The organism is Planctomyces sp. SH-PL14, assembly GCF_001610835.1.
GTDB lineage: Bacteria > Planctomycetota > Planctomycetia > Planctomycetales > Planctomycetaceae > Planctomyces_A.
On record NZ_CP011270.1, the window covers coordinates 7344925 to 7367217 of the forward strand.

Here is a 22293-nt window from a genome sequence, read left to right on the forward strand (position 1 = left end):
CGCCGTTTGGGAACGAACGAAGAAGCGGAGATGAATGATGCGGGAGATCCGGCGGAAATTTGACCTCCGCCGGATTGGGGGCCATACTGCGTTCTGAACTGCGAGCCTGTCCGGGAAATGTTGGTTCCAGCAGCCGACCGCTCAGGGTCCCGCCCACATTCCAAGGAATGTGGGTCGCCAACATTCCGGACACTCACTCAGCGCAGTAAAAAGACGGGCACTCGAACGGGGTCATCCCGCTTGAAAACACCGCCGCCATCCCATTCCATGGACGAACAGATCCGAGCGATGCTGCAATACGCCGTGGGGCAGCCCCGGCCGTTGCGGTTTTCCGTTCAACCGGCAGACGGGGCCGAGCCGGGAGCGGGCGCCACGCAGACGATCGAGCTCAATTCGCCGTTCGCGGTGTTGGGCCGCGGCCAGGGGGTCGACCTCTTCCTGGACGGCGAGACCGTGGCCTTCCGGCACGCATACCTCCAGGTGATCGGCAACCGGGTCGCGTGTCTCGACCTCTTCTCGCTCAACGGGATTCACTGGGACGGACCTGCGGCCACCCCCTGGCTCTCCGCGGACCGCCCGTTCCGGATCGGCGGCCATCGGCTGAAGCTGGAAGATGACTGGATCGCGGACGACCTCGTCTCTCCGCTGGACTTCAAGCCGCGGGATGAGCAGCGGATCGAGTACGGAACTCTCCCCACCGTCAATCTCCAGCTCCTGAACTCGTCGGCCAAGGGGGTCGTCTGGCCGATCAACCGGGTCATCACACTCGTGGGCCGGGACGAACGGTGCCGGATCAAGATCAGCGACGACCGGATCTCCAAGGTCCATTGCTGCCTGCTGCTCCTGCCGACCGGCCTGTGGGTGGTCGATCTCCTCGGCAAGGGGGGGATCAAGCTGAACGGCTACGAGTGCCGCTGCGGCTATGTTGCCCAGGGCTGCGAGCTCCAGCTCGGCGGCTATGTCATGACGGCGCTGTACCCGGACGCCGCTCTGGCCACCCCCGCTCCGGCGCCCGATTCGATCACGTCGAGCAACTCGGGGGCCTTTGCCACGCGCGTCAACAAGGTCTTCAAGGTCGAGACCTATGACGAGACCGTCGTGGTGATCCCGATGGGGGACGTCTCGGACTTCAGCTACAAGGAGATCCACCTCGACGCGGGGCGGATCACCGAGCTGTTCACCAAGCACGGCTTCCGGAACCTGATTGTCGATTTCAGCGTGCGGCCGTTCGTGGGGTCGATCATCATCGACGCGCTGGTCAGCTTCTGCCGGACGGCGCGGGGCCGGTCGATGTTCTGCAATGTCTCCGCCGAGATGCAGAGCTCGCTCGACGAGATGCGGATCACGACGAAGTGGCCGATCGCCAGCTCCCGGGAAGAGGCGCTCTCGAACGTCACCGTCCCCTGAACGGTGGCGGTTCGGCTGTGGTCTCGAGAGATCCGGCCGGTATCCTTCTCTCCCACCGGCGTCTCGGTCCGGATCCGCCTCCCCGGCTTCGCTCATGCGGCTTCGCCACGTCACGTTCCACCACGTCCGCATCCCGCTCAAGCGGACGATCCGCCACGCCTCGTTCACGCGGACCGCGACCGACTCGCTGGTCGTCCGGGCCGAGTGGGACGGGGCGGTCGGCTGGGGCGAAGGACTCCCGCGGCACTACGTCACCGGCGAGACGATTGACGACGCGTGGGACCTGATTGACCGGGTGAACCTCGCGGAATCGTTCGGCGGCCGCGACTGGACCCTCCCCACACTGATCGCCCGCTGCGGGGAGTTTTCGCTCTCTCCGGGCCGCGACGACGTCCGTTCCTGTTTCGGCAACTCACTTCGCTGTGCCCTCGAACTGGCTCTCCTGGACGGCGCCTTTCGGTCGGCAGGGGAATCGCTCCGAAATCTGCCTCGGTACGGGGGGGAAGAGAGTGCGGCGGATCCCGTCGACGCCCTGCCCCGCTATAGCGCCGTCATCACCGTGATGTTCCAGCCGCGGGCGATGTCGCAGGCGGTCGCCTTCCGCGCGCTGGGGCTCAAGAGCTTCAAGTTCAAGGTGGGGGCCAAGCCCGGCGAGGCCCGTTTCGTGCGGCACGCCCGCAAACTGCTCGGACGGTCGGTCTCGCTCCGGATCGACGCGAACGAAGCTTGGCGGCCGGAAGACCTCCGCGACCACATGGGTCGTTTCGCGGCAGCGTCGCTCGATTCGGTCGAGCAGCCGATCCCGCACAGGGAGCTCGCGGCGCTCGCCGGGACAAGAGGTACGCTTCCGATCCCGGTCATGCTCGATGAGTCGATGTGCAGCCCGGAAGACGCACAGGCGGCGATCCGCGATCGGACGTGCGACCTGTTCAACGTCCGCCTCTCCAAGTGTGGCGGGTTCCTCCCCGCGCTACGGATCCTCCGCGCCGCGACGGCCGCCGGTATCGGTTGTCAGCTCGGCTGCCAGGTCGGCGAGACCGGGATTCTCTCCGCGGCGGGACGTCAGTTTGCCTCGTTCGCTCTTGGGCTCCGGTGGCTGGAGGGGAGCTTCGACAGCTTTCTCGTGAAGGAGCGCCTCACGCGCCAGAACCTGACGTTCGGTTTCGGCGGTCGGGGCCGCGAGCTCACGGGACCGGGGCTGGGCATTGACATCGACGAAGCCGCCGTGGCCCGCGTGACGATCCGCTCGAAGACGATCCGTTGTGGCTGACGGGGGCGGCGGGGAGGAATCAGCCACAGATGAACACGGATGAACACAAATAGGTCGATGGTGGTTGAGGTCGACGAGCGGTGAGCGGCCTGTGTCAGGATCGGGTCAGTGACGCCCCCTGCGGTGAGAATCAGGCTGAGAGCTTGAGGCAGCGCTCGTCGCCTTTCTTATCCGTGTCCATCTGTGTTCATCTGTGGCCAAAAACTCGACGAGACAAACACGCCTCGACCGCGGCCATCTTTCCTGACCTCTCCGAAAGCCCTGCGAGGACGGCTGACCGGCCCGCACGAGCCCGATATACTCCCCACCCCACTTTCTGTTTCTGCAGCACTCGAGGTCGCGATGTCCGTTCCCACGATTTCTCCTGGCAAGACCCGCATCGGCTGGATCGGCACCGGCGTCATGGGGAACAGCATGTGCGGCCACCTCATCAAGGCCGGCTTCTCCGCGACCGTCTACACCCGCACCCCCGCCAAGGCCGAGCACCTCGTCAACCTCGGAGCCAAGTGGGCCGCCTCGCCGAAGGAAGTCGCTGAGACGTCGGACGTGATCTTTGCGATCGTCGGCTTCCCTCAGGACGTCCGCGAAGTGTTCCTCGGCGAGAAGGGGGCCCTGGCCGGCTCCAAGAAGGGAAACATCCTCGTCGACATGACGACGAGCGAGCCGTCGCTGGCGGTCGAGATCGCCGAGGCGGCGAAGGCCAAGGGAGTCTATGCCGTCGACGCCCCCGTCTCCGGCGGAGACATCGGAGCCCGGGAAGCCCGCCTCTCGATCATGATCGGTGGCGACAAGGACGTGGTCGAAGCCCTCCAGCCCTGCTGGCAGGCGATGGGGAAGACGATCGTCCACCAGGGCGCGCCGGGCGCCGGCCAGCACACCAAGATGGTCAACCAGATCCTGATCTCCACGATGATGATCGGCGTCTGCGAAGCCCTCCTCTACGGCTACAAGGCGGGGCTCAACCTGGAGACCGTCATGCAGTCGGTCTCGACCGGCGCGGCGGGGAGCTGGTCTCTCTCCAACCTCGGCCCGCGGATGATGGCCAACAACTTCGACCCCGGCTTCTTCGTCGAGCACTTCGTGAAGGACATGGGGATCGCCCTGGCCGAGTCGAAGCGGATGGGGCTCTCGCTGCCGGGCCTGGCGCTGGCCGAACAGCTCTATCTCAGCGTGAAGGCCCGCGGCTTCGGCCGGAACGGGACGCACGCCCTCCTGCTGGCCCTGTCGGAGATGTCCGGCATCGACTGGCGGAACCGGAAGTAACATCGTGTTGGCGGCCTCCGCCGCGAGCCGCCGAGGAGCTGAATCGTCCCCTCCCCTGCCCCGACCTATCGACTCGGCTGTCCGGTGTGGGCCTGCCCGCACTGGAAGGGGACGGTCTATTCCGCGGCTTCGACGCGAAAGGACTGGCTGGGGGAGTACTCGGCCCTCTTTTCGACGGTCGAGGTGAACAGCACCTTCTATGCGATTCCGGCCGTCGAAACGGTGCGGCGGTGGGCCGAGTCGGTGCGGCCCGGCTTTGCGTTCTGCCTCAAGTTTCCGAAGGCGATCACGCACGAAAAGGGGCTGCGGGACACCGACATCGAGACGATGGCGTTCCTCCACCTGCTGGACGAGCTGGAGAAGCACGGCTGCCGGGGACCGGCGTTTCTTCAGCTTCCGCCGCAGTTTTCGGGAAGAGACTGGCCCGCTCTGGAAGCCTACCTGCGGTCGCTCCCTGGTGCGTTCTCCTACGCCGTCGAGGCCCGGCACGGAGACTGGTTCCTGCGGGGACCGGTCGAGCAGCGGCTGGACGGGCTCCTGGCGGAGCTCGGGATGGATCGGTGCCTGTTCGACAGCCGTCCGCTCTTCTCCGCCCCGCCGAGCGATGCGGCGGAGGAAGAATCACAGCGCCGTAAGCCCCGTTCGCCCTTTCGCCGGACGGTGACCGCTCGTGAGCCGATGGTGCGGCTCGTCGGACGGAATGACCTGACCGCGACGGGCCCGTGGATCGATGAGTGGGCTGCGATCGTTGCCGGGTGGATCGGCGACGGGCTCCATCCGATCGTCTTCACGCACGCCCCGGACGACCGTTTCGCCCCCGATCTGGCGATGGCGTTCCATGAGCGGCTGCGGACGCTCCGTCCGGAACTGCCTCCGCTCAGGAGCGAAGGAAGCTCCGGTCCGGCTCCAGCTTCGCCGCCGGCCCGGAAGCCCGTTCAGCGGACGTTGTTCTAAGCTGACGCCGACAGCGGCGGCGACGTCACAGAAGTCCGCCAGCCGCGTCGGTCCTCCCGCCGATCACTTCGTTTCCGGGGCGTCCGGCTTGGCTTCCGCCTTCTTTTCCGCTTCGGCCTTCTTGGCGGCCTGCTCGGCGACGATTTCCTTGAGCCGCTCTTTTTGAGCCGGGGTGAGGAACTCGCGAAGCTTGGCCGACTTCTCTCCCTGGAGCTTCTTGATCTGGGCCGCCAGCTCGTCGATTTTGACGTCGTACTCTTCGCAGACCGGGTACATCTTGGTTTTCTGGTCTTCTGACAGTCCGAGTTTGCCGAAGTTGACGGGGAGCGGTCCGCGGGGCTCCTTCTTGGTCTTGGCTTCGCCCTGCGCGAGGAGGAGCGACGAGCCGGCGACGGCGAATCCGAGGGCGATGACGGAGAGTGTTTTCACGACGGACATGTGGTGACCCTGAAGAAGAGATTGGGAATGATTAGAGGGACGGACTGGCCGCGTCCTTGTCTGGCCCTTTTGGCACACTATCGCCGTGGCCAAGCGATTTCCACCGACTGTCAGCCTAACCGGGGTCCAGGGGGCACCCCTGGTGGGGGATGCAAGGGGGCAACGCCCTCTTGCCCGCCGGAGGCCTGGCCGTCGAGAGATGTCTGGAGAAGTGAGTGTCCAAACGCGGGTGACGTGTGGGATGCCCCCTCACCAACCCGCGTGGAGTGCAAAGCGAGCTGTGAGTCCTCAACGCCGGTACCACAAAGGGGACGTCCGTCGCTGACCACGGTTCCTCACCGAAGCGCCTCCGGCGGCAAGGGGGCCGGTGTTGTTTCTTTGGACCCTTGACCCCGGTTGCCGAAGCACGTTGGGATTGAGCTATGGGCGTCGTGCCGGCAAGGACGTCGTCCGAGCTCTGGAGTCCGCTCCCTCCGCCCGGCCCCCCCTGATTTGTTCGAACCCGAACCCGCTGTTATCCTTTGGGCTCGCTGAGACCATTCCGTTCGAGGGGTCTATGGAATTTCTCCAGTCGTTGTGGCAGTTCATCGTCGCGGGCGCGGCGCTCATCCTTTCCCTCCTCAAGACCATCGGTCCCTGGACGCCGCTCCTGGCCTGGATCGCCTTCTGGTCACTCGCAGTCGACTGGAAGAAGCTGCAGAAAGTCCTCCTCGGAGGGGGGGCGATCGGCGTCGTCCTCATCGGCCTGCTCTGGATGCTCGTCTGGGGCGTCGTCGACCCTCCCGTCGACGGCTACCACTACATCTTCGGCCTGCGGCTTTCAAACTTCGTCGGCAAGCTCGTCTACGTCACGATGCTGCTGGTCATCATGTACCTGTCGGGCTCCGTTCAGCTGGCCGGACTCGTCGATCCGCTGGGCGACGTCTTGGCAACCGCCTGGAACACCGACCTGACCCCGGCGGACGAGCACGCCCACGGCGATCACGGGCATGGCGACCATGGTCATCACGACCACGCCGACCACGGCCACTCCGCCAGCCACCACGACGGCGGACACAGTGCGCACCACTGACTCCGTCCCCGGCTGCCTTGCCCTGTCGGGAGTCGTGTCGTCGCGTTCCCTCGGTCTCCTTCTGCCGGCTCCAGCGCCCCGTCTTGTTCGTGGCTTAACAGGCATCGTTCATTTTGAGGCCGCCCGGGGGAACAGGGTGACGCCTCGAACTGGTTCCCCCTCCCCCCGACGGGCGCAGGGACTCGCGGCGCGCGGCTTGCAGCCCTCCCCTCCTCCGCCGCTTTGACCGAACTCCCCCTCCGCATTTCGTCTTCCGTTTTCGCCGGACACTCATGTCGACTTCGAGCCAACCCGATCCCCAGCCCGAGAATCGTTCGGACATTCTTGAGCCGGCCGCGGGAGGCGAAGTCGCATCGGACGCCTCGGGGATCGCCTCCCGGGAGAAGCTGGACGAGCTCGAAGCGAGCCTGGACCGGTCCGACGTGGTCCCCCCGCCTTCCGGGTCCATGGCCCCATCGCCGGGATCCGAAGCGCCGCGATCAGCGGCCGCGTTCTCGGGAATGACGCCGGTGGCGGCGGACGGCACAGCGGTCCGGAGCGAGACCGAAGAGTCCCTCCCGGACGAGCTGGCGCTGACGCCGGAGGACGTGGAGGACGAGGCGGTCCGCGGCGACTTCATGATCCGCTGGGCGGTCCTCCTGATCGGGGTCCTGCTCGGCTGCACCTACATCAACGACAGCGCTCTCCTGGTCCGGATCCGGACCGGGGAATACATGCAGGGGCACGGCTTCCTGCCGCCGCGGACCGACGTCTTTTCCGTCGCCAGCGAAGGGCAGCCCTGGTACCACCTGTCGTGGCTCCTCGATCACGTCCTGACGCTCGTCTATCACGGCGGCGGTCCGACCGCGCTGACGCTCCTCACGGCGGTGGGCGTCGGCGTCCTGTTCCACCTGCTCAGCCGGACCATGATCCCGGGGATCTCGTCCTGGTGGGGATCGGTCTGCGCGGCGCTCGTCCTCGTCTGCAACTTCAACGCCTTTACGCCCGGTCCGCCGCTGGTCCTGCTGCTGGGGGTCGCCGCGACGGGGCTGATCCTGCACCGGTGGTCGCTGCGTCCGGAGTCGACGACTCCGTGGTCGCTCGTCCCCCTCTTCTGGATCTGGAGTCAGTGCGACCCCAACGCGGCGGTCGGGCTGGCGCTCCTCATTGCCTTCGGTCTCGGCCAGACGTTCCTCCAGGACAATCCCAAGGGGTTCAGCCTCCAGGGACTCTGGACGGCGATCGGATTGTCGGTCCTCGCGTGCGCGATCCATCCGTTCCACTGGCACGTGTATGAGTATCCCTGGACCTACCTCCGGCTCGAGCAGCCTGAGACGCGGGAATACTTCGTCGGCGTCCTGGCCAACTCGCGGCTGATCGCCGACTACTCGTCGCTCCTGTCGTCCGACTTCCGCGCGGGAGCGTCGGTCTACGACTGGTTCGGCGTCGGATTGATCGGCTTGGCAATCGTTGCGCAGCTCCTCAACTGGCGGCGGCTCCACTGGGGCTGGCTGCTGGTCTTCGTCGCCGCCAACGCCTTCGCGCTCGGCTCGTCGCGGTATCTCCCGATGGCGAGCGTGGTCAACGCGATCGTCGCCACGCTGAACGGCCAGATCTGGTTCCGGCACACGTTCCGGCAGTCCTATTCGACCGACCGTTGGGAGGTCCTGTTCTCGCGCGGCGGACGGGCGGTGACCGTGCTGGCCCTCTTCGCCCTCGCGTACCTGTCGGTCAACGGCTCGCTGATGGGGGCCGGCGGCCGCCGCGTCGGCCTGGGGTTCCACCCGGATCTCGTGCTCCAGACGAAGTCGATGGAGGAACTCGCCAAGGGGGCCTTCGACGACCGTCCGTTCCATGTCTACCTCAGCCAGGGGGACCACCTGATCTGGACGGGACGGCGCTCATTCGTCGACTCCCGCATGGCAATCCACGCCCGTACCGGGGCCGCGGCGCAGCACCGGGAGGCCCGGGCGTCGCTCATCGCCGGACGTCCCTCGCCCGATGCCTGGAAAGAGGTGTTCGACCGGTTCAAGGTGTCCCACGTCATCGTCCGGACAGTGGTCGAGCGGGATGTCATGGAGGTCTTTGCCAAGCTCCTCCAGCGGGGCTGGTTCACGAGCCGGCTCGCGGCGACGGGGATGGTGGCGTACCGGCCCGACCTGCGGTCGCCGGAGTTCGAGAAGTTCCGTCAGCAGGAGCCGCTTTCGCACATCCTGCGGACTGTTTTCCGCGATAAGGCCCGTCCGGACCTGGTGGTGACCGGAGTCCGGAGCTGGCCCCGGTCCCGCGGCACCTACGACCGGTGGCTCATCCAGCCGAAGGATTTTGAGTCGGAGGGAGCGCTCACGGCGTCGCAATACGGGACCCTGCTGGAAGTGACCCCCAACATTCCGAACCCGAATGTGCTCCGGCTGCGGACCGGGCTCGCCCTGCAGACGATCCGCGAAGCCCGCTCGGGGCTGTTCGGCGATTCGCAGAACGCGAAGGCCTACCGCCGGCTGGGGCTGGCGGCGCTCGCCCTGCACGGGATCGACACGCAGTGGCTCCAGGCCCAGAACCCGCAGGCGCGGGACGAGTTCTGGCTGCGGTACGCGATCGCGTCCTACTACTCCGCGCAGATTCTCGACCCGAGCGACTTCCGCGACCATCAGGTCCTTGCCGATCTCTGCTTCCTGATGGGAGCGCGGGACTGGGCGCTTCACCACATGGAGCAGTTCGAGCGGAAGCTCCAGGAGCTTGACCCGGAAGCCAAGCTCCCGGAGCAGCAGCAGGCGGCGCTCAAGGAGCTGCGGGAGTTTGTCGACAACGTCCGCAAGACCGTCCGCGGGCAGCTCGGGCTCGGCGGGACGCGAATGAAGGCAATTCAGCAGGCCCTCCAGGACGGCTGCTGGAGGTTCGCGCTGGAGTTGTACGAGGAAGACATCACGGCGTTCGGCCAGGATCCCAACTCCCAGGACCTGATCGCCGACATGCTGCTGATCGGGGGACGGCTCGAGGAGTCGTGGACTCTGACCGAATCGATGGAGACGAGCCTGCCCCCTGCCGGCACGCCGGGGGGGGAGGTCTTCAGCTCCAAGTGGCGAAATTCCTGCTCGCTGGCGAACCTGATGATCGGCAACGAGGAGCGTTCGATTCAGCTCTGGACGGAGGACCAGCAGTCGCTGCAGCGGGGGGCGGCGATGTCGGCCCTGTCGCTGGCCCCGCTCGTCATCGGTCCGCCGCCGAAGATGGACCTCCGGCCGCTGCTCGCCTCGACGTGGGCTTTCAACGACCTGCAGCAGATCGAACGGGAGACGCAGGACGCGGTCCATGCGGCTCTCGCCGACCTCGTCTGTTCGCGGAACCAGACGGCCGCCAAGAAGCTCACCGATGCTCTGGAGCGGAATCCGGAGACCGTTTCGCGGGTCCGGATCGTTTACTACCTGTCGCTCCTGACCGACGAGCCGCTCGAGATCGAGCCCCCCTCGCTGCAGATCCCGACCTGGGGCGACATGTTCGCCGAGGATACGCCGGCCGATCCGATGGGGGAGGCTCCGAAGGAACCGATGCCTGAGGGACCTGCCAAGCCGAAGACCGATGCCCCGCCGGCGGCGAAGCCGAACGAGGAGAAGCCGTCGGAAGCGAAGCCCGCGGCCTCGGCGACATCGTCCGAGCCCGAGGTCCCGGCCCCGCCGCCGAAGGCGCAGACGGTGGACGAGTAGCGGCAATCAGCGACGATCGTTGAGGCGTCCCTGCCGGCTCGGCTCCCATAGCTCAAACCCAACGTGCCACGGCAGCCTGGGGTCAAGGGGCCACGCCCCCTTGCCGCCGGAGGCACTTCTATGAGGAACCGTGGGACACAACGGATGTCCGCTTTGTGGCGCCAGCTATGAGGACTCCCTCAAACCAGACCGCTGGCTTTGCAATCCCCGCGGGTTGGTGAGGGGGCATACGGCACGGTGTCCGCGCTTGGACACGCGATCCTTCAGGCATCTCTTGACGAGAGGGCCTCCGGCGGGCAAGGGGGCGTTGCCCCCTTGCATCCCCCACCAGGGTGCCCCTGGACCCGGTTTGGCTGGCGACATTGAAACTCAGGGCCCGCCCGGCACGCATTTCCAGTCACCTTGAACTCGCCGGTTCCAGAGGCCGGACAAAGATCGCCGACGTGACCGCCCGCCGCTTCGGCTCCTCCGATCGAACCTCCATCCGGAAGTACCCCGGCGTCCCCGCGAACGACCCGGCGTCGTACCGGTGCGACCACCGCTTCTCCCCGGGAGCCCAGCTCTCAATCGTCTCCCCATCGCGGATCAGCTTCACCTCGCTCACCGGCCCCGCCCCCTCGGCACTCAGCTCCACCGTCAGCGGCGTCCCCGCCGCCACGGTCAGGGTGTCGCCGATCATCGCCCCGTTGACCTTCAGCTGGCACTCCAGCCCGTCCCCGTCGACGGCAAACGTCCGTCCGGCGCGAATCGCCTGTCGCAGCGCCCGGTACGAGAGCCGGTCGGCCCACACGCACCACCGGTAGCCGCGTTTCACCGAGAAGCGGCCGTGCGCGTCGCTCCCCCCCTTGGCGGTGACGTGGATCCCCTGCTTGAGGTACTCGTTGTCCCAGGCATCGAGCGGATACCACTTCCTGTCGTTCACCACCTCGAAGAGCGTGATGTTCGGGGCCGAGTTCCGATAGGCGTTGTGGTTCGGGCCGACCTCGCCCCCCATCGAGAGGACAAGCCGGTTCTGGTCGACCACCGCCGTGTCGGACGTCGGGACGAAGTGCCCCAGGAACGCGCCTGTCCGGTGCTCGCCGCCGTCGGAGATCTCCTGGCCGTTCCCCATGACGATGAACTCCGGCGTCCCCTGATCCTCGCTGCGGAAATAGGCCCCCAGGCTGTTGTGGTCGGTCACCAGGGCAAAATCCCAACCCGCCTTCCGGGCGGTTTCGAGCGTGTTCTCCGGGTCGAAGTCCTCGACGTCGATGTCGTGCGTGTAGGTGTGGAGATGCCCGTCTCCGCGGTACCAGCGGGGATTGTGCGGAGCCCGACGCGGGGTCGCGGAGATGACCGGCGCGGGCAGGCTCGCGTTCTCGAACGAATGCGCGACGATCGTGTAGTAGTACTTCGTGCCGTGGTCGACCTCGTAGTCCCGGAAGTGATCCCGGTTGTGCGGGACAATCTTGAGCAGGTTCTCCGGGACCGGCTCTACCTCGGGCGTCGTGGCCCGGTAGATGTGGTACGTCGTGACGTTCCGGTCGCGGTTGTCCCACGAGAGAATGACGCATTCCGGAAGCGGCTGGGCGTCAGCGGTCCACTTCTCCGGCGGGACGAGGCCGAAGGTCACGGTGGCGATGCCCGCGTGGTTGCGGCGCATCTCCTCGTCGTAGAGCGCCCGGTTGTAAACGCGGACGTCATCGATGAGCCCGTGGAAATACTGCGACCCGTTGCCGTTGCGGCCGATCGAGAGCGGCTGCGGCTCGCTCCGGCCATTCCAGATCCCCTCGACCTGCTGCGCCTTGGCCCGCGGATCGAACTCCGCCTCTTCGCTCGCGTAGGCCCGGACGTAGCCGCGGAACCGGACCCGCTCGTCGACGTTGGAGCCTTCCCAGAAACCGGCGAGCTGCATCCAGCGGTCGGGGGTGATGATCGGATAGTCGGAGAGCGCCTCCTCAAGCTGCTTCGGCTCGCGCTGCGAACAGCGGTAGTGGTAGGCGATCTTCGGACCATGCAGGGAGAGGTTGTAGTCCCCTCCGTGCTGGTGCGACTTCTGGATGAGGACGACGACCGGCTCCCCGGTACGGGCCTTGCCCGGCATCGGTTCGGTCTTGGTCTCCGGTGTCTTGTCGCTCTCCGCCGGCGGGGCCGGCGGACTCCCCGCCGTCCGCATCCAGCATTCGACGTGGTGGCCGAGGTGCCCCTTGAGCGAGTCCGAATGGGGAACTTCGACGTACTGGTCGGTTCCGTTGAGCGAGAGAGCGTCGCCCCGATGCCCCGCGACGAACGCGGGATTCCCGTGGACGGTGCCGTGATTGTTCTTCCCCGAGAGGTCGCGTACCCGCGCCTCCGGCGCGTCGCCGTCGAACGTGTAGAGGGCGACGAGGCCGTTGTCGACGACCTCGATCGTCACGGGAACCCCCTCGACGCTCGCCGAAAGGGTTGCGGTCCCCGCAGTTTCGGACGTGATCGCGAACTCGGCGACTCCCTCCGCGTCGGACGTCGCCTTCGCCGGTTCGATCCGATCGAGCGGGCCGCGGCTTGATGCGAGCGCGACGGGGCGGCCCGCCAGCGGCGTCCCCGACCGGTCGCGGAGCCGAACGCGAACAACGCACTTCTGGCGGCCGTCCGCCTGGGCGGCGAACGGGTGGCACGACAGAAACGAGTTCGCGGGCTCCACCGGGGGGACGCCGCGGCGGCGCCCACGAGGAGGACGGATGTGACAACAGTCAGCAATCGGCGCATCGGGATCGGGGTCCTTGAGTCCGCGGCCTCCGCAGACGAGAGGGAAGCGAACTCGGATCAGGAGAAGAGAGAGGTGGAGAAGGAGCCGGCGGACGGTTGGCCGCCGCGTTCGGCTCCCGGGGCTGGGCAGGCGTCGTCAGACGGTGAAACGGATCTCTCTCGACTCCTCGCCGCCATCCGCCAGCCGGGCGACCGTGACGCGGACGACGTGCTCGCCTGCCGCCACGCTCGGCATCCGGACGATGTGCGCCCGGTCGGCGGGGAGCGGCCCGCGGCGGGCCGCCATCGTTTCGAGGGGCTCCGGTTCAACGGTCTGCCCGTCGACCGTCACGGTCTTGAGTTCCGCGAGCGCTGTTTTGGGAACACCCTGGTTCGTGTTGGTCCACGCGCAGCGGATCCGAAGGGCGACTCCCGTTTCGGGAACCCCCGTCTCGAACCGATCCCCCGCCTTCAGGACGACGACCGAAACGAGCGGCCGTGCGATCGCGGGGTTGTCCCACCACCGCCACCGCATCTCTTGCTCGAGGACGAACCGGGCGACCTCGTCCGAGCCGGCGTGCATCCGGAGTTTGTCGCCTGTCACGGCGTCGCGGCGGACGGCGGCGACCCACCCGTTTCGCAGGGCCGTGAGCCAGTTCTCCCAGGTCGGGGCTTCGGCGAGGAACAGCGTCCGAAAGCCGGTCGTCATGTCCGCGAACCACCACGGCTCGGGACCGTGGGCGTCCTGAAGGGCGACGAACGGCAGATGGCCGCGGTAGCGGTTCAGGAACGGCTCGCTGTTCGTGAAGTCCGGATTGCCGAAGTGGAACGTGCTGACGGCCGCATACCCGCCCCGCTCGAGGGCGTCGTCGAGCAGCGTCCGGACAAGCTCTTCGTTCTCGCCGAACTGCCAGACGATCCGTCCCTGGCCGGCGTGCAGCGGCTCGATTCGGCGCCGGCGAAAGTCGTTCCACTCCGCCGCCGCGTCCCCCGTGAGCGCGGGACCGATCTCGCTGCCGGCGGGCGCGATGATGTCGCTCATGTGGCTGTAGGTGCCGAAGCCCGGCACATCGATCCACGTCCCATACTCCTCGTTGGCGGTGAAGAAGCGGACCGGAACCTGCTGGCGGTCCGCCAGACTCTGGGCCGCCTCAAGCCATCCGGGCTTGGCGTTCTTCGCCCCCCACAGGTCGATCTGGAGAGACTTCGCGAGATCGACCGCCTCGGCGGGGCTTCCCGATCCGTGGGCCTCGATCTGGATCGAGAAGACCTGAAGCCCCTTGGGAAGTGTGGTCGGGACGGCCGCGATCCGCTTCGGCAGTGATGGCGGCGGCGCCTGAAGCGAGTCGAGAGCCGCCAGGGCTTCGAGGGCGTAGCGCGTGGCAACGGCGTTGCTCGCCCAACCGGGCCGGTCGCCAAAGCCTCCATCCGCATTCCGCAGGCTGAGCAGCCAGCGGACGGCGGCATCGGGATCGGTCGGCCGAGCGCCGAGGCGGGCGAGACCCGTCACGGCTCCCCAGGTGTAGGCGACATCTGGCTCCATTCCCCAGGCCGGTTTCGGCTGCCAGCGAAATCCTCCACTGGGAGCTTGGCACCCCTGGAGCCAGGCGATCGTCGCGGCGGCGTGGTCCTCTTCCAGCCCGAGGAGCGCCATCCCTTCGAGGCCCCACAGCGTGTTGAGGACATGGCCGTCCCCTCCTTCGGCAGCGGGGGAGTTGTTGAAGCTGCCGTTCGGCCGCCGCCGGCTGAGGAGGTAGCGCGAGAACTCGGCCGCCACCGGTTCCATCGGGAGACCGAGGAGCGGACGGCACGCGAGCGCCGCGAGCTGGAACCGGAAAACCGGATGGCGATGCCGCTCGTACTGTGCGAGGTACGGGACGGGCGCGGTCCAGCCGCGGACCCGCTCCGTGAACTGCGCCGCGGCGAGGTCCTTCGCCCCCAGCCAGTGCAGTGCCTGGAGCTGCTGAAAATCGAACTCGCGGTGTTCCTGCTCGAGCTTCTTCCACTCGGTCGGATGATGCGTCCGCATGTACTCCGCACAGGCGGCGGTCCGCGGCACGGGACGGCCGAGAACCTGATAGGCGGCAATCACGGCGAACGTCGGAGCGAGGTGCGACTCCGGCTGGTCTCCCCAGGCATACCCCCCATCGGGGCGGGCGAGCGTCTCAAGGTAAGCGATGGCTTCGTCATGCCACTCGGGGCGGGACGCCTGGGTCTCCGGCGCGGCGCCCCGCAGCGCCGTCGCGGTGAGCGATCCCAGGCCGGCCGCCGCGAGTTGCTGCAACGTCTGTCGTCGGGAGAGGCGAGGCGTCATCTCAATGTCGGCGCGCATGGGGGGATCTTCCGGTGAGGAGCGAGGCGGCACTCGACACGAATCAGGAGGCGGCGGGCTTCGCCGCGGCGGGACGGGCCCGCGGCTGTTCCCGGATCGGCCAATGCGGAGACTCGGTCCGAGCGCCCTCGAAGAACTTTTCGAAACGCCGCACCTGATCGGGTTGTTCGGCGGCCAGGTCGCGGGTCTCGGCCGGATCGGTCCGCAGGTCGTAGAGTTCGATCGGACCGCGAGCCCGACGGCGGACCGCTTTCCAGTCGCCGATCCGGGCCGCCTGCTGAAACCCCCCTTCGTGGAATTCGAAATAGAGCGGAGGATGGTCGACGGGCTCGTTCGTCCGGAACGCCGACAGGACCGAGACACCGTCCGTCGCGGCCGGTTTCGGCTGCCCCGTCAGGTCGGCGAGCGTCGGCAGGAGGTCCCAGAAGGCCCACACCTGCGGACTGACGACCCCCGCCGGGACCTGCCCCGGCCAGCGGACGATCGCGGGGGTGCGGATCCCCCCTTCGTAAAGGTCCCGCTTCCGTCCTCGGAGCGGACCGGAGTGGTCGAACAGCTCGTCCTGATAGGCGGCGCCGTTGTCGCTGGCGAACAGGACCAGAGTCTTCCGGTCGAGGTCCAGCTCCTTGAGGAGCGCAAAGATCGTCCCGACGTCGCGATCGAGCCGGCCCATCATCGCCGCCAGTGTCTTGAGCTTCGGATCCCACGGCTCGTCAGCGTAGGGGCCGAGGTCCGGCACCTGGAGCTTCTGGTGCGGGACGGTGTAGGAGAGATCGAGGAAGAACGGCCGCGACCGGTTGTCCCGGATGACCTTCACCGCCTCGGCCGTGAAGAGATCGTGCGAGTACTGCTGTCCGTCGAGCGGGACCTGCTCGCTGTTTCGCCAGAGCGACGGCGGATAGTGCTCGTGGGCGAGACGCTGGCAGTTGTAGCCGAAGAACTCGTCGAACCCCATCTTGTCCGGCGTGCTGGCGGAGCCGGGATGGCCCAGACCCCACTTGCCGATGAGGGCGGTCCGATAGCCCGCCTGCTTCATGAGGTGCGCGACGGTCACAGTCCCGGCCGGCATGGGAAGCTGCCCCTCGGGCTTGATCTCCTGGTTACCGCGGATCGGCGCGTGGCCGCCGTGCAGGCCGGTCATCAGAGCGCAGCGGGACGGAGCACAGACGGTCGCGCCGGCGTAGGCCTGCGTGAACCGCATCCCCTCAGCCGCCATCCGGTCGAGGTTCGGAGTCTTGATTTTCTGCTGGCCGAAGCAGCCGAGGTCGCCGTAGCCCAGGTCGTCGGCCAGGATCAGGATGACGTTCGGCCGCTCCGGCTGTTCCTTCTCTCGCGGGGTCTCCGCATGAGCCGTCGACAGCCAGCCCGCCAGGAACAGGAGGGGCAGCCACACGCGGCGGCGCGACAAGTCAGACCACGTCATCCGATCACCCGTGTTCATCGCTGTGCCATCCTTCTCGCGAGACGCTTACGACGTCCGTACGCTCGACGGAATTCTCCCGAGTCGGTCCGGCCGTGTCACCGCCGTCGCTCTTCGATCAGCTGGAACGCTTGCCGCGGCGATCGGCGAGGACTTTCAGTTTTCCCTCCTTGCCGACCAGTTCAAACTTCAGGTCCGCCGGACCGTCGGTCGGGATCGTCGCCTTCAAGTCCGACTTCGCCTGGTCGCCGTAGGTCTCAGGAATCAGCGACTGCTCGGCGTGATACATCGGCGGGCTCGTCCGCGGGTTCTCCGGATCGGGCTCGTACTCGACCCGCGCTTTGATGACCGAGACCTGATAGTCGCCGGCGACCGCCCCGTCATGCTGGTCGAACGTCGTCAGGACGAATCGCCCCGACGAGTCCGTCTGTGCCGACGCCGAATGCGTTCCCCCGACCGGGTAGAGCATGACGACGGCGTCGCCGAGAGGCGCGCCGTTGAACAGGATCGTCCCCGAGGCCGGCGAGAGCTTGGGGCGGTTCTGTCGCCACTTGTCGGAGCCGCCGCCGCACCCCGCGAGGAGCAGTGCGACCGCCACGAGACAAGACTTCCGAAACGGCATGGATCACTCCTGATGAAGAACGGACTCGAACCGCCGGTCCTCCAAGGCGAGGACTCGGCTCAAGCCTTCCTGGGCGGTTCCCAGGACCGTGTCGCGGATTCGGCGGTGGTTCCGGGGACTGCCAACGATCTCCGCCCCTGAACCACCGCGCTCCCTGGCGCGATCGAATCTAGAACTCCCCGACCCGTTCGTTGCTGGCTCGCGTCCCCAGGGCCCCCCAGATGCCGAAGGGGCTCCTGGCGTCCGCCCCGATGGCGGCGGTGGTCGCCTTCGCACCCTGGTTGCCGGCGTCGATAGTGTCGCTGATGAACCGGACGCTCCCGTCGGCCAGGACGGCGATCACCCCGCCGACGTGCATGCTGGCCGACGAATAGAGTCCCAGCGATCCGGCCGACTCCGTGCCGACGCAGCTCGGCGAGTTGGGAGGCATCGCCGTGGTGACGGCATTGACGCCGGGCTGGCCGTCTCCCCAGTTGATTCCGCGGAAGAACTGCACGGAGCCGCCGGTGTACTGGCGGAGTCCCGTGTTGAAGAGGGCGCGGCACAGCGCCGGCGTGTTGTCGGCGCCGCCGGTCGAGAGGCCCCGCACGCCGCCCAGATCGTTCGTGCTCATAGGCCAGCGGATCTCCGCCATCAGGAGGGTGTTCGAGACGCCGTCCGTGATGCTGCGGAGGGGCATATAGGACTGCTTTCCGAACACACCGCGGATTGTCGCGACGTTCATGTCGGTCGTGTCCCCGGCGACGAAGGCGTAGGAGGTCCGCCCCCGGCTCACCTGCCAGTTCTCGCGTTCGGTCTGATGGTTCGATGCCGACGGGCAGATGAAGGAGGCGAGTTTGGAGTCGTACGGAGCGAACGCGTTCCAGGGGGCGGGGCCCATCGGAGGGGCGCCGCCCGTGGGGCTGGAGATCTGATTATAAAGTCCCCCCTGATCGATATAGGGAAGCAGGAACACGAGCCCGCTCATGTATTCCTGCGTCGTCGTCGGTCCGCCGCGCGAGGGAGGAAAACGGCCGTGCGTCTCCTCATAACTATGCATGGCGAGGCCGATCTGTTTCATGTTATTCCGACACTGCGCCGCGCGAGCCGCCTCGCGGGCCTGCTGAACGGCCGGCAGCAGGATCGCCACGAGAACGCCGATGATCGCAATGACGACCAGCAGCTCAATGAGCGTAAAGCCTCGCTTTCGCCCGCCAACGGAGGAATTAGGAGACAGCACCATGGAACGGATTCCCTTATCGAAAAGAAGTCTCAAACAGGTTCGCCCGCCGCCGAGGGATTCATCGAGCGCGGCAACCGGTGAATTGTCACCCCGTCAGATGATCTTATGACGAGGCGTCGTTAAACATTGGAACAAGGAGCGAGGCTGGGGATTATTATTCCGCCCGACTCTGCACGAGGATGCGGAATTGATCCGTGAATCCCTCCGCCGTCAGGATCGCGAAGGTCAGCGTCCGCCGGTCCTCCGATAACTGCAGGGTGTCCGAACCGTTGCCGTTTTCGAGGCCGCGACTCAGCTCGTTCTCGCGTCCGGGGGCAACCCCCAGGAGCCCGTCGGTCTCCCCCAGCGTTTCCCCATCCGTGATCACGGAGAGGATCGGCTGCGCGAACGTGATGCTCCCCTGGATACGGCTCGTGGGCCGGTCCTTTGGAGAGAAGTGGAACAGGAAGCTGTCTACGGTGGTCCCGCGCGGCACGTCGAACTTTCCGAGCGGGTTCGCGACCTGCAGGTCCTTGGCCAGATCGTGCCGCGCGACCTCCTGGAGCAGGAACCCCTCGCGGGCGGGGGTGACGTAGTCGAGCGGAAAGGTCGGCCGCGGCTCCTGGACGAGCCGGACCTTGCCGGCGAGACCGGTGATTCCCGCCATATCGAGATCGAACTGGCGGAACGCCTCCTGGTCGTAGACGGTCGAGAAGACCGATCGTGAACCGGCCTCGAGTTTCACTGCGCTGCCGGCCGCCACGAGCGAGCGGTCTCCCCCCGCCTGCGAGTCGAACCCGACGCCGACCTGTCCACGGCGGACCAAGACGGCGGCGGTCTGATCGACGGAGGCGTCGATCAGGAACTCCGTCCCGTAGTCGACGACCACGCAGTCCCCCGCCCGGATCGTGAATCCCGCTGCCCCCCGGGGGACGTTTGCGAGGGCTCTCCCGCCGAAGAGCCGGACGGACATATTCGACTCGAGGGCCAGGACCCCCGGTCCCTGAAAGCGGACCTGCACTCCGCTCGGAAACTCGACGACGACCCGCCCCTGGCTGAGGGCGATGCGGTCGTTGCGGAACAGGGCCTGCCCCGCCGGTCGGGCGGGGCCCTGCCAGCCCGCCTGCGCGGAGATCTCCCGGATCTTCGCCAGCGGCGGGGCGGGCGGATGTTCGGGCGCCTGACGTCCAGCGACGGCCGGAGCGCCCGTGAGCATCCCTTCGTTCATCCGGAACAGTCCGTATCCGGCCAGAAGAACGCCCGCGACGCAGAGGGCCGCGACCGTCGCCATCCATCGCAGATCGCGACGGCGTTCATGGTCGTGCCGCCCGCGGATCGTCGCGACCAGTTCGTCGTTCGTCAGCGGTTCGACCGCGAAGTGAACGAGTGCCGCGTGCATGTCGAGGTACTGCACGCAGGTCTGGAAGTGCTGGGGATCGAGGGCCAGGAGCTCATGCAGTTCGTCCGCCCCCGCGGACGGGAGTCGCCCGTCGCAGGCCTGATCGAGGAGCTCGATCACTCGTTGTTCGTTGCCGCGGCTGCGCCCGTTCATACGTCCCCACTCTGTCGCATGAAGGAATTGACGCACTGGTAGAGCCGCTTCCGGATCCGCGACAGCCGTGTGTAAATCGCGTCCTCGCTCAGTCCCGTCATCTGCGCGACTTCGACGGCGGTCCGCTGCTCGCCGTAGCACTGTTTCACCAGGAGCCGGTCCTCGTCGCTGAGCCGGCTGAGGCAGGTCTGGAGCCGCTCGCGCCGCAGTTCGAGGAGCTCCGCGGATGCCTCCCGGATCTGCGAGAGACGGCTGAGGTCCTTGGGAGGGAGGTTGAGCGCTCCGCGGTGCCTGTGCTGCTTGCGGAGGTAGGTCCGGGCCATGTTGTACGAGATGCTGCAGGCCCAGCTCCGGAAGTTGGTCCCCAGCTCAAACTTGTCGAACTCCCGCCACAGCGTGACGCAGGTCTCCTGCATGACGTCTTCCGCGTCGACGCGGTTGGGAACGAGGACGAGGATCGCTCCCAGGATGGCGTGATACGACTGCTGAAGCAGCCGGATGAACTGCTCGCGCCGCGCGCCGCTTTCGCTCGTTCCCGCGGCGTCGAGATCCGGAACATCCAGGGGCAAAGGGGAACCTCAGTCTCGTCTGGGTAGGTTCGCATTTCGGGGGTGGAGCACCCGCCGCGGGGCGGATCCGTTCCGCCGATCGAACGCGTGCGAACCTCGCGAGTCACAGGGTTATGAGCGTGCCCCGCCGAACCTGACAGGGATTCTGGTCCGGCCGCATCCGGACGCCTTGTTCGAGAGGCGTAACCTGCATCCTGCAGGGGAGTTGTGGCCCGGATGCGATTGCGGGAAATTTCGATGAAGACGGCCGGGAGCCGGTCGACTCCCCGGCGGGAATTGAGAGGGTTCGGCGAGCGTTGTGTTAATGGGGGTTAAAGCTGATGCGGGGTGTATGGCAGCGGAGCGTTCGGATGGACGGATGATCCACCGGGCAACGTGACCGGGGTCCAGGGGGTACCCCTGGTGGGGAGTGCAGAGGGGAGAAGCCCCTTTGCCCGCCGGAGGCCTGGCTCGTCGGGAACCATCGGAAGGAGCACGTGTCCAAGCGCGGGTAACGTGCCGCATGCACCCCTCACCAATCCGCTGGGATGGCAAAGCAAGCGGCGTGGCGTGAAGGAGTGCTCATAGCTGGTTCCACAAAGGGAACGTCCGTTGTGTACGACGGTTCCTCACAGGAGTGCCTCCGGCGGCAAGGGGTTGCCCCCTTGACCCCAGACTGCCGTGGCACGATGGGTTTGAGCAATGAAAGCCGTGCCGGCAAGGACGTGCTGAGAGGCAGCAGCGTCAGCGTCCCTCCTCGACCGACCTCCCTTGGCCGCGGTTCAGACTCTTCCGTCGGACGTTCCCTTCGCCAGCTCATACAGGAGAATCCCCGCCGCGACCGCCGCATTCAGCGAATTGACCCGGCCGACCTGCGGAATCGACACGCACTCGTCGCACAGCGCCAGGATCTCCGGCGCCAGCCCCCGCCCTTCGTTCCCGATGACCAGGCCCACCGCGGTCCCGCGCGGCAGGCGGTCCGGGGCCAGCGACCCCTTTTCGCTCGCCCCGATGACGGTCACGCGCTCTGAACGCAGCTCCGAGAGGAAGGCGGCAAGCGACGACGTCCGGGCGAGCGGAACGTGGTGGACCGCGCCGGCGGAACTGCGGACCATCTGGGCCGAGACATCCGCCTGGCTCGTTTCCCCCACGACCATTCCCCCGACACCGAGGACTTCCCCGCAGCGGACGATCGCGCCGAAGTTGAACGGGTCCTGGATCCGGTCAAGGATCACGAGCGGCCGCGTCCGGTCCCAGTCCCGCAGCAGCTCCGCGGTCGTCAGGTAGGGATAGGGAGGCATGCGGGCCGCGAGCCCCTGATGGTCTTCCGCGCCGGTCAGGCGGCGAAGATCGTCGTCGCGGCTGGGGACGACCGGGATGCCGCGGGTTTCGCAGACCTGAACCGTCTCTCGGCTCGCCTCGTCTCCCGCCCGCTCGGCGACGAGGACTTCATGCGGCTGCCAGCGGCCGGCCCGCAACAGCTCGAGGACGACGTTCCGGCCCCAGAGCCAGCATCGCTGATGGCTCCCCATCAGCCCCTTTCCGCGGCTCCGTGTCTTCTTTCCGCCGACCATTGCTGCTGATTCGTCCCGTTGTCTCGATCCGGTGGCCGGCCGTCGGCCGATGTTCTCGCGCCGCGTCACGCCGGGAAAGGAACCGGCCGCGAAAGGGCAAGGCGAAGCGGTCCTAACGCATTGCCGCTTCGCAACTTGACCCGTTTCTCCAGGGGTTCCTATACTCCTCCCTCGCGCTTCCGCGCCGTGACGCGAGGGGTGCGTTCCTGTTTTGGACGTCACGGGTCGTATGGTAGTGACTCCGGCCGGATTCC

General features: G+C 67.0%; 15 protein-coding genes. 6 read left to right on the forward strand and 9 right to left on the reverse strand.

What is annotated here, in order from left to right:
- The first annotated feature begins 267 nt into the window (after positions 1-267).
- From VT03_RS28320 to VT03_RS28335, 4 genes are all read left to right on the forward strand, one after another.
- Positions 268-1407, forward strand: coding sequence for an FHA domain-containing protein (locus tag VT03_RS28320; protein ID WP_075096118.1), 1140 nt, complete (start codon positions 268-270; stop codon positions 1405-1407).
- A 94-nt stretch (positions 1408-1501) separates the two neighbouring features.
- Complete coding sequence (locus tag VT03_RS28325) at positions 1502-2677, forward strand: enolase C-terminal domain-like protein (protein WP_075096119.1); 1176 nt, start codon at positions 1502-1504, stop codon at positions 2675-2677.
- Between the two features lie 342 nt (positions 2678-3019).
- A complete protein-coding gene (locus VT03_RS28330) occupies positions 3020-3940 on the forward strand; it encodes an NAD(P)-dependent oxidoreductase (RefSeq protein WP_075096120.1) in 921 nt (306 codons plus the stop codon).
- A gap of 84 nt (positions 3941-4024) precedes the next feature.
- The gene (locus VT03_RS28335) at positions 4025-4894 is read left to right on the forward strand and encodes a DUF72 domain-containing protein (RefSeq protein WP_075096121.1); all 870 of its coding nucleotides are present in this window, start codon (positions 4025-4027) and stop codon (positions 4892-4894) included.
- Positions 4895-4957: 63 nt separating this feature from the next.
- On the opposite strand, the gene VT03_RS28340 is transcribed toward VT03_RS28335, so the two are convergent.
- Complete coding sequence (locus VT03_RS28340; RefSeq protein ID WP_075096122.1) at positions 4958-5332, reverse strand: hypothetical protein; 375 nt, start codon at positions 5330-5332, stop codon at positions 4958-4960.
- Between the two features lie 556 nt (positions 5333-5888).
- On the opposite strand from VT03_RS28340, the gene VT03_RS34390 reads away from it, so the two are divergent.
- Complete coding sequence (locus VT03_RS34390) at positions 5889-6404, forward strand: hypothetical protein (RefSeq protein ID WP_075096123.1); 516 nt, start codon at positions 5889-5891, stop codon at positions 6402-6404.
- Between the two features lie 272 nt (positions 6405-6676).
- Positions 6677-10084, forward strand: a complete 3408-nt coding sequence (locus tag VT03_RS28350; RefSeq protein ID WP_075096124.1) for a hypothetical protein — start codon at positions 6677-6679, stop codon at positions 10082-10084.
- A 397-nt stretch (positions 10085-10481) separates the two neighbouring features.
- Here the strand turns inward: VT03_RS28350 and VT03_RS28355 are convergent, their stop codons facing one another.
- The 8 genes from VT03_RS28355 to VT03_RS34395 all read right to left on the reverse strand — a co-directional run bounded on the left by VT03_RS28355 (position 10482) and on the right by VT03_RS34395 (position 22039).
- Positions 10482-12746 (reverse strand): CehA/McbA family metallohydrolase, encoded by a 2265-nt coding sequence (locus VT03_RS28355; protein ID WP_075096125.1) that lies wholly within the window; start codon positions 12744-12746, stop codon positions 10482-10484.
- Between the two features lie 201 nt (positions 12747-12947).
- The gene (locus tag VT03_RS28360) at positions 12948-15122 is read right to left on the reverse strand and encodes a prenyltransferase/squalene oxidase repeat-containing protein (protein ID WP_075096126.1); all 2175 of its coding nucleotides are present in this window, start codon (positions 15120-15122) and stop codon (positions 12948-12950) included.
- A gap of 43 nt (positions 15123-15165) precedes the next feature.
- Positions 15166-16545, reverse strand: a complete 1380-nt coding sequence (locus VT03_RS28365; protein ID WP_082846835.1) for an arylsulfatase — start codon at positions 16543-16545, stop codon at positions 15166-15168.
- Positions 16546-16660: 115 nt separating this feature from the next.
- Positions 16661-17164 (reverse strand): carboxypeptidase-like regulatory domain-containing protein, encoded by a 504-nt coding sequence (locus VT03_RS28370; RefSeq protein ID WP_075096127.1) that lies wholly within the window; start codon positions 17162-17164, stop codon positions 16661-16663.
- A gap of 169 nt (positions 17165-17333) precedes the next feature.
- On the reverse strand, positions 17334-18386 hold the full coding sequence (locus tag VT03_RS28375; RefSeq protein WP_075096128.1) for a DUF1559 domain-containing protein: 1053 nt from the start codon (positions 18384-18386) through the stop codon (positions 17334-17336).
- A gap of 154 nt (positions 18387-18540) precedes the next feature.
- Positions 18541-19917, reverse strand: a complete 1377-nt coding sequence (locus VT03_RS28380; RefSeq protein WP_075096129.1) for a hypothetical protein — start codon at positions 19915-19917, stop codon at positions 18541-18543.
- Complete coding sequence (locus tag VT03_RS28385) at positions 19914-20486, reverse strand: sigma-70 family RNA polymerase sigma factor (protein ID WP_075096130.1); 573 nt, start codon at positions 20484-20486, stop codon at positions 19914-19916. Before VT03_RS28385 ends, VT03_RS28380 begins: the two co-directional genes overlap by 4 nt.
- Positions 20487-21247: 761 nt before the next feature.
- A complete protein-coding gene (locus VT03_RS34395; protein ID WP_075096131.1) occupies positions 21248-22039 on the reverse strand; it encodes a TrmH family RNA methyltransferase in 792 nt (263 codons plus the stop codon).
- Positions 22040-22293: the final 254 nt, after the last annotated feature.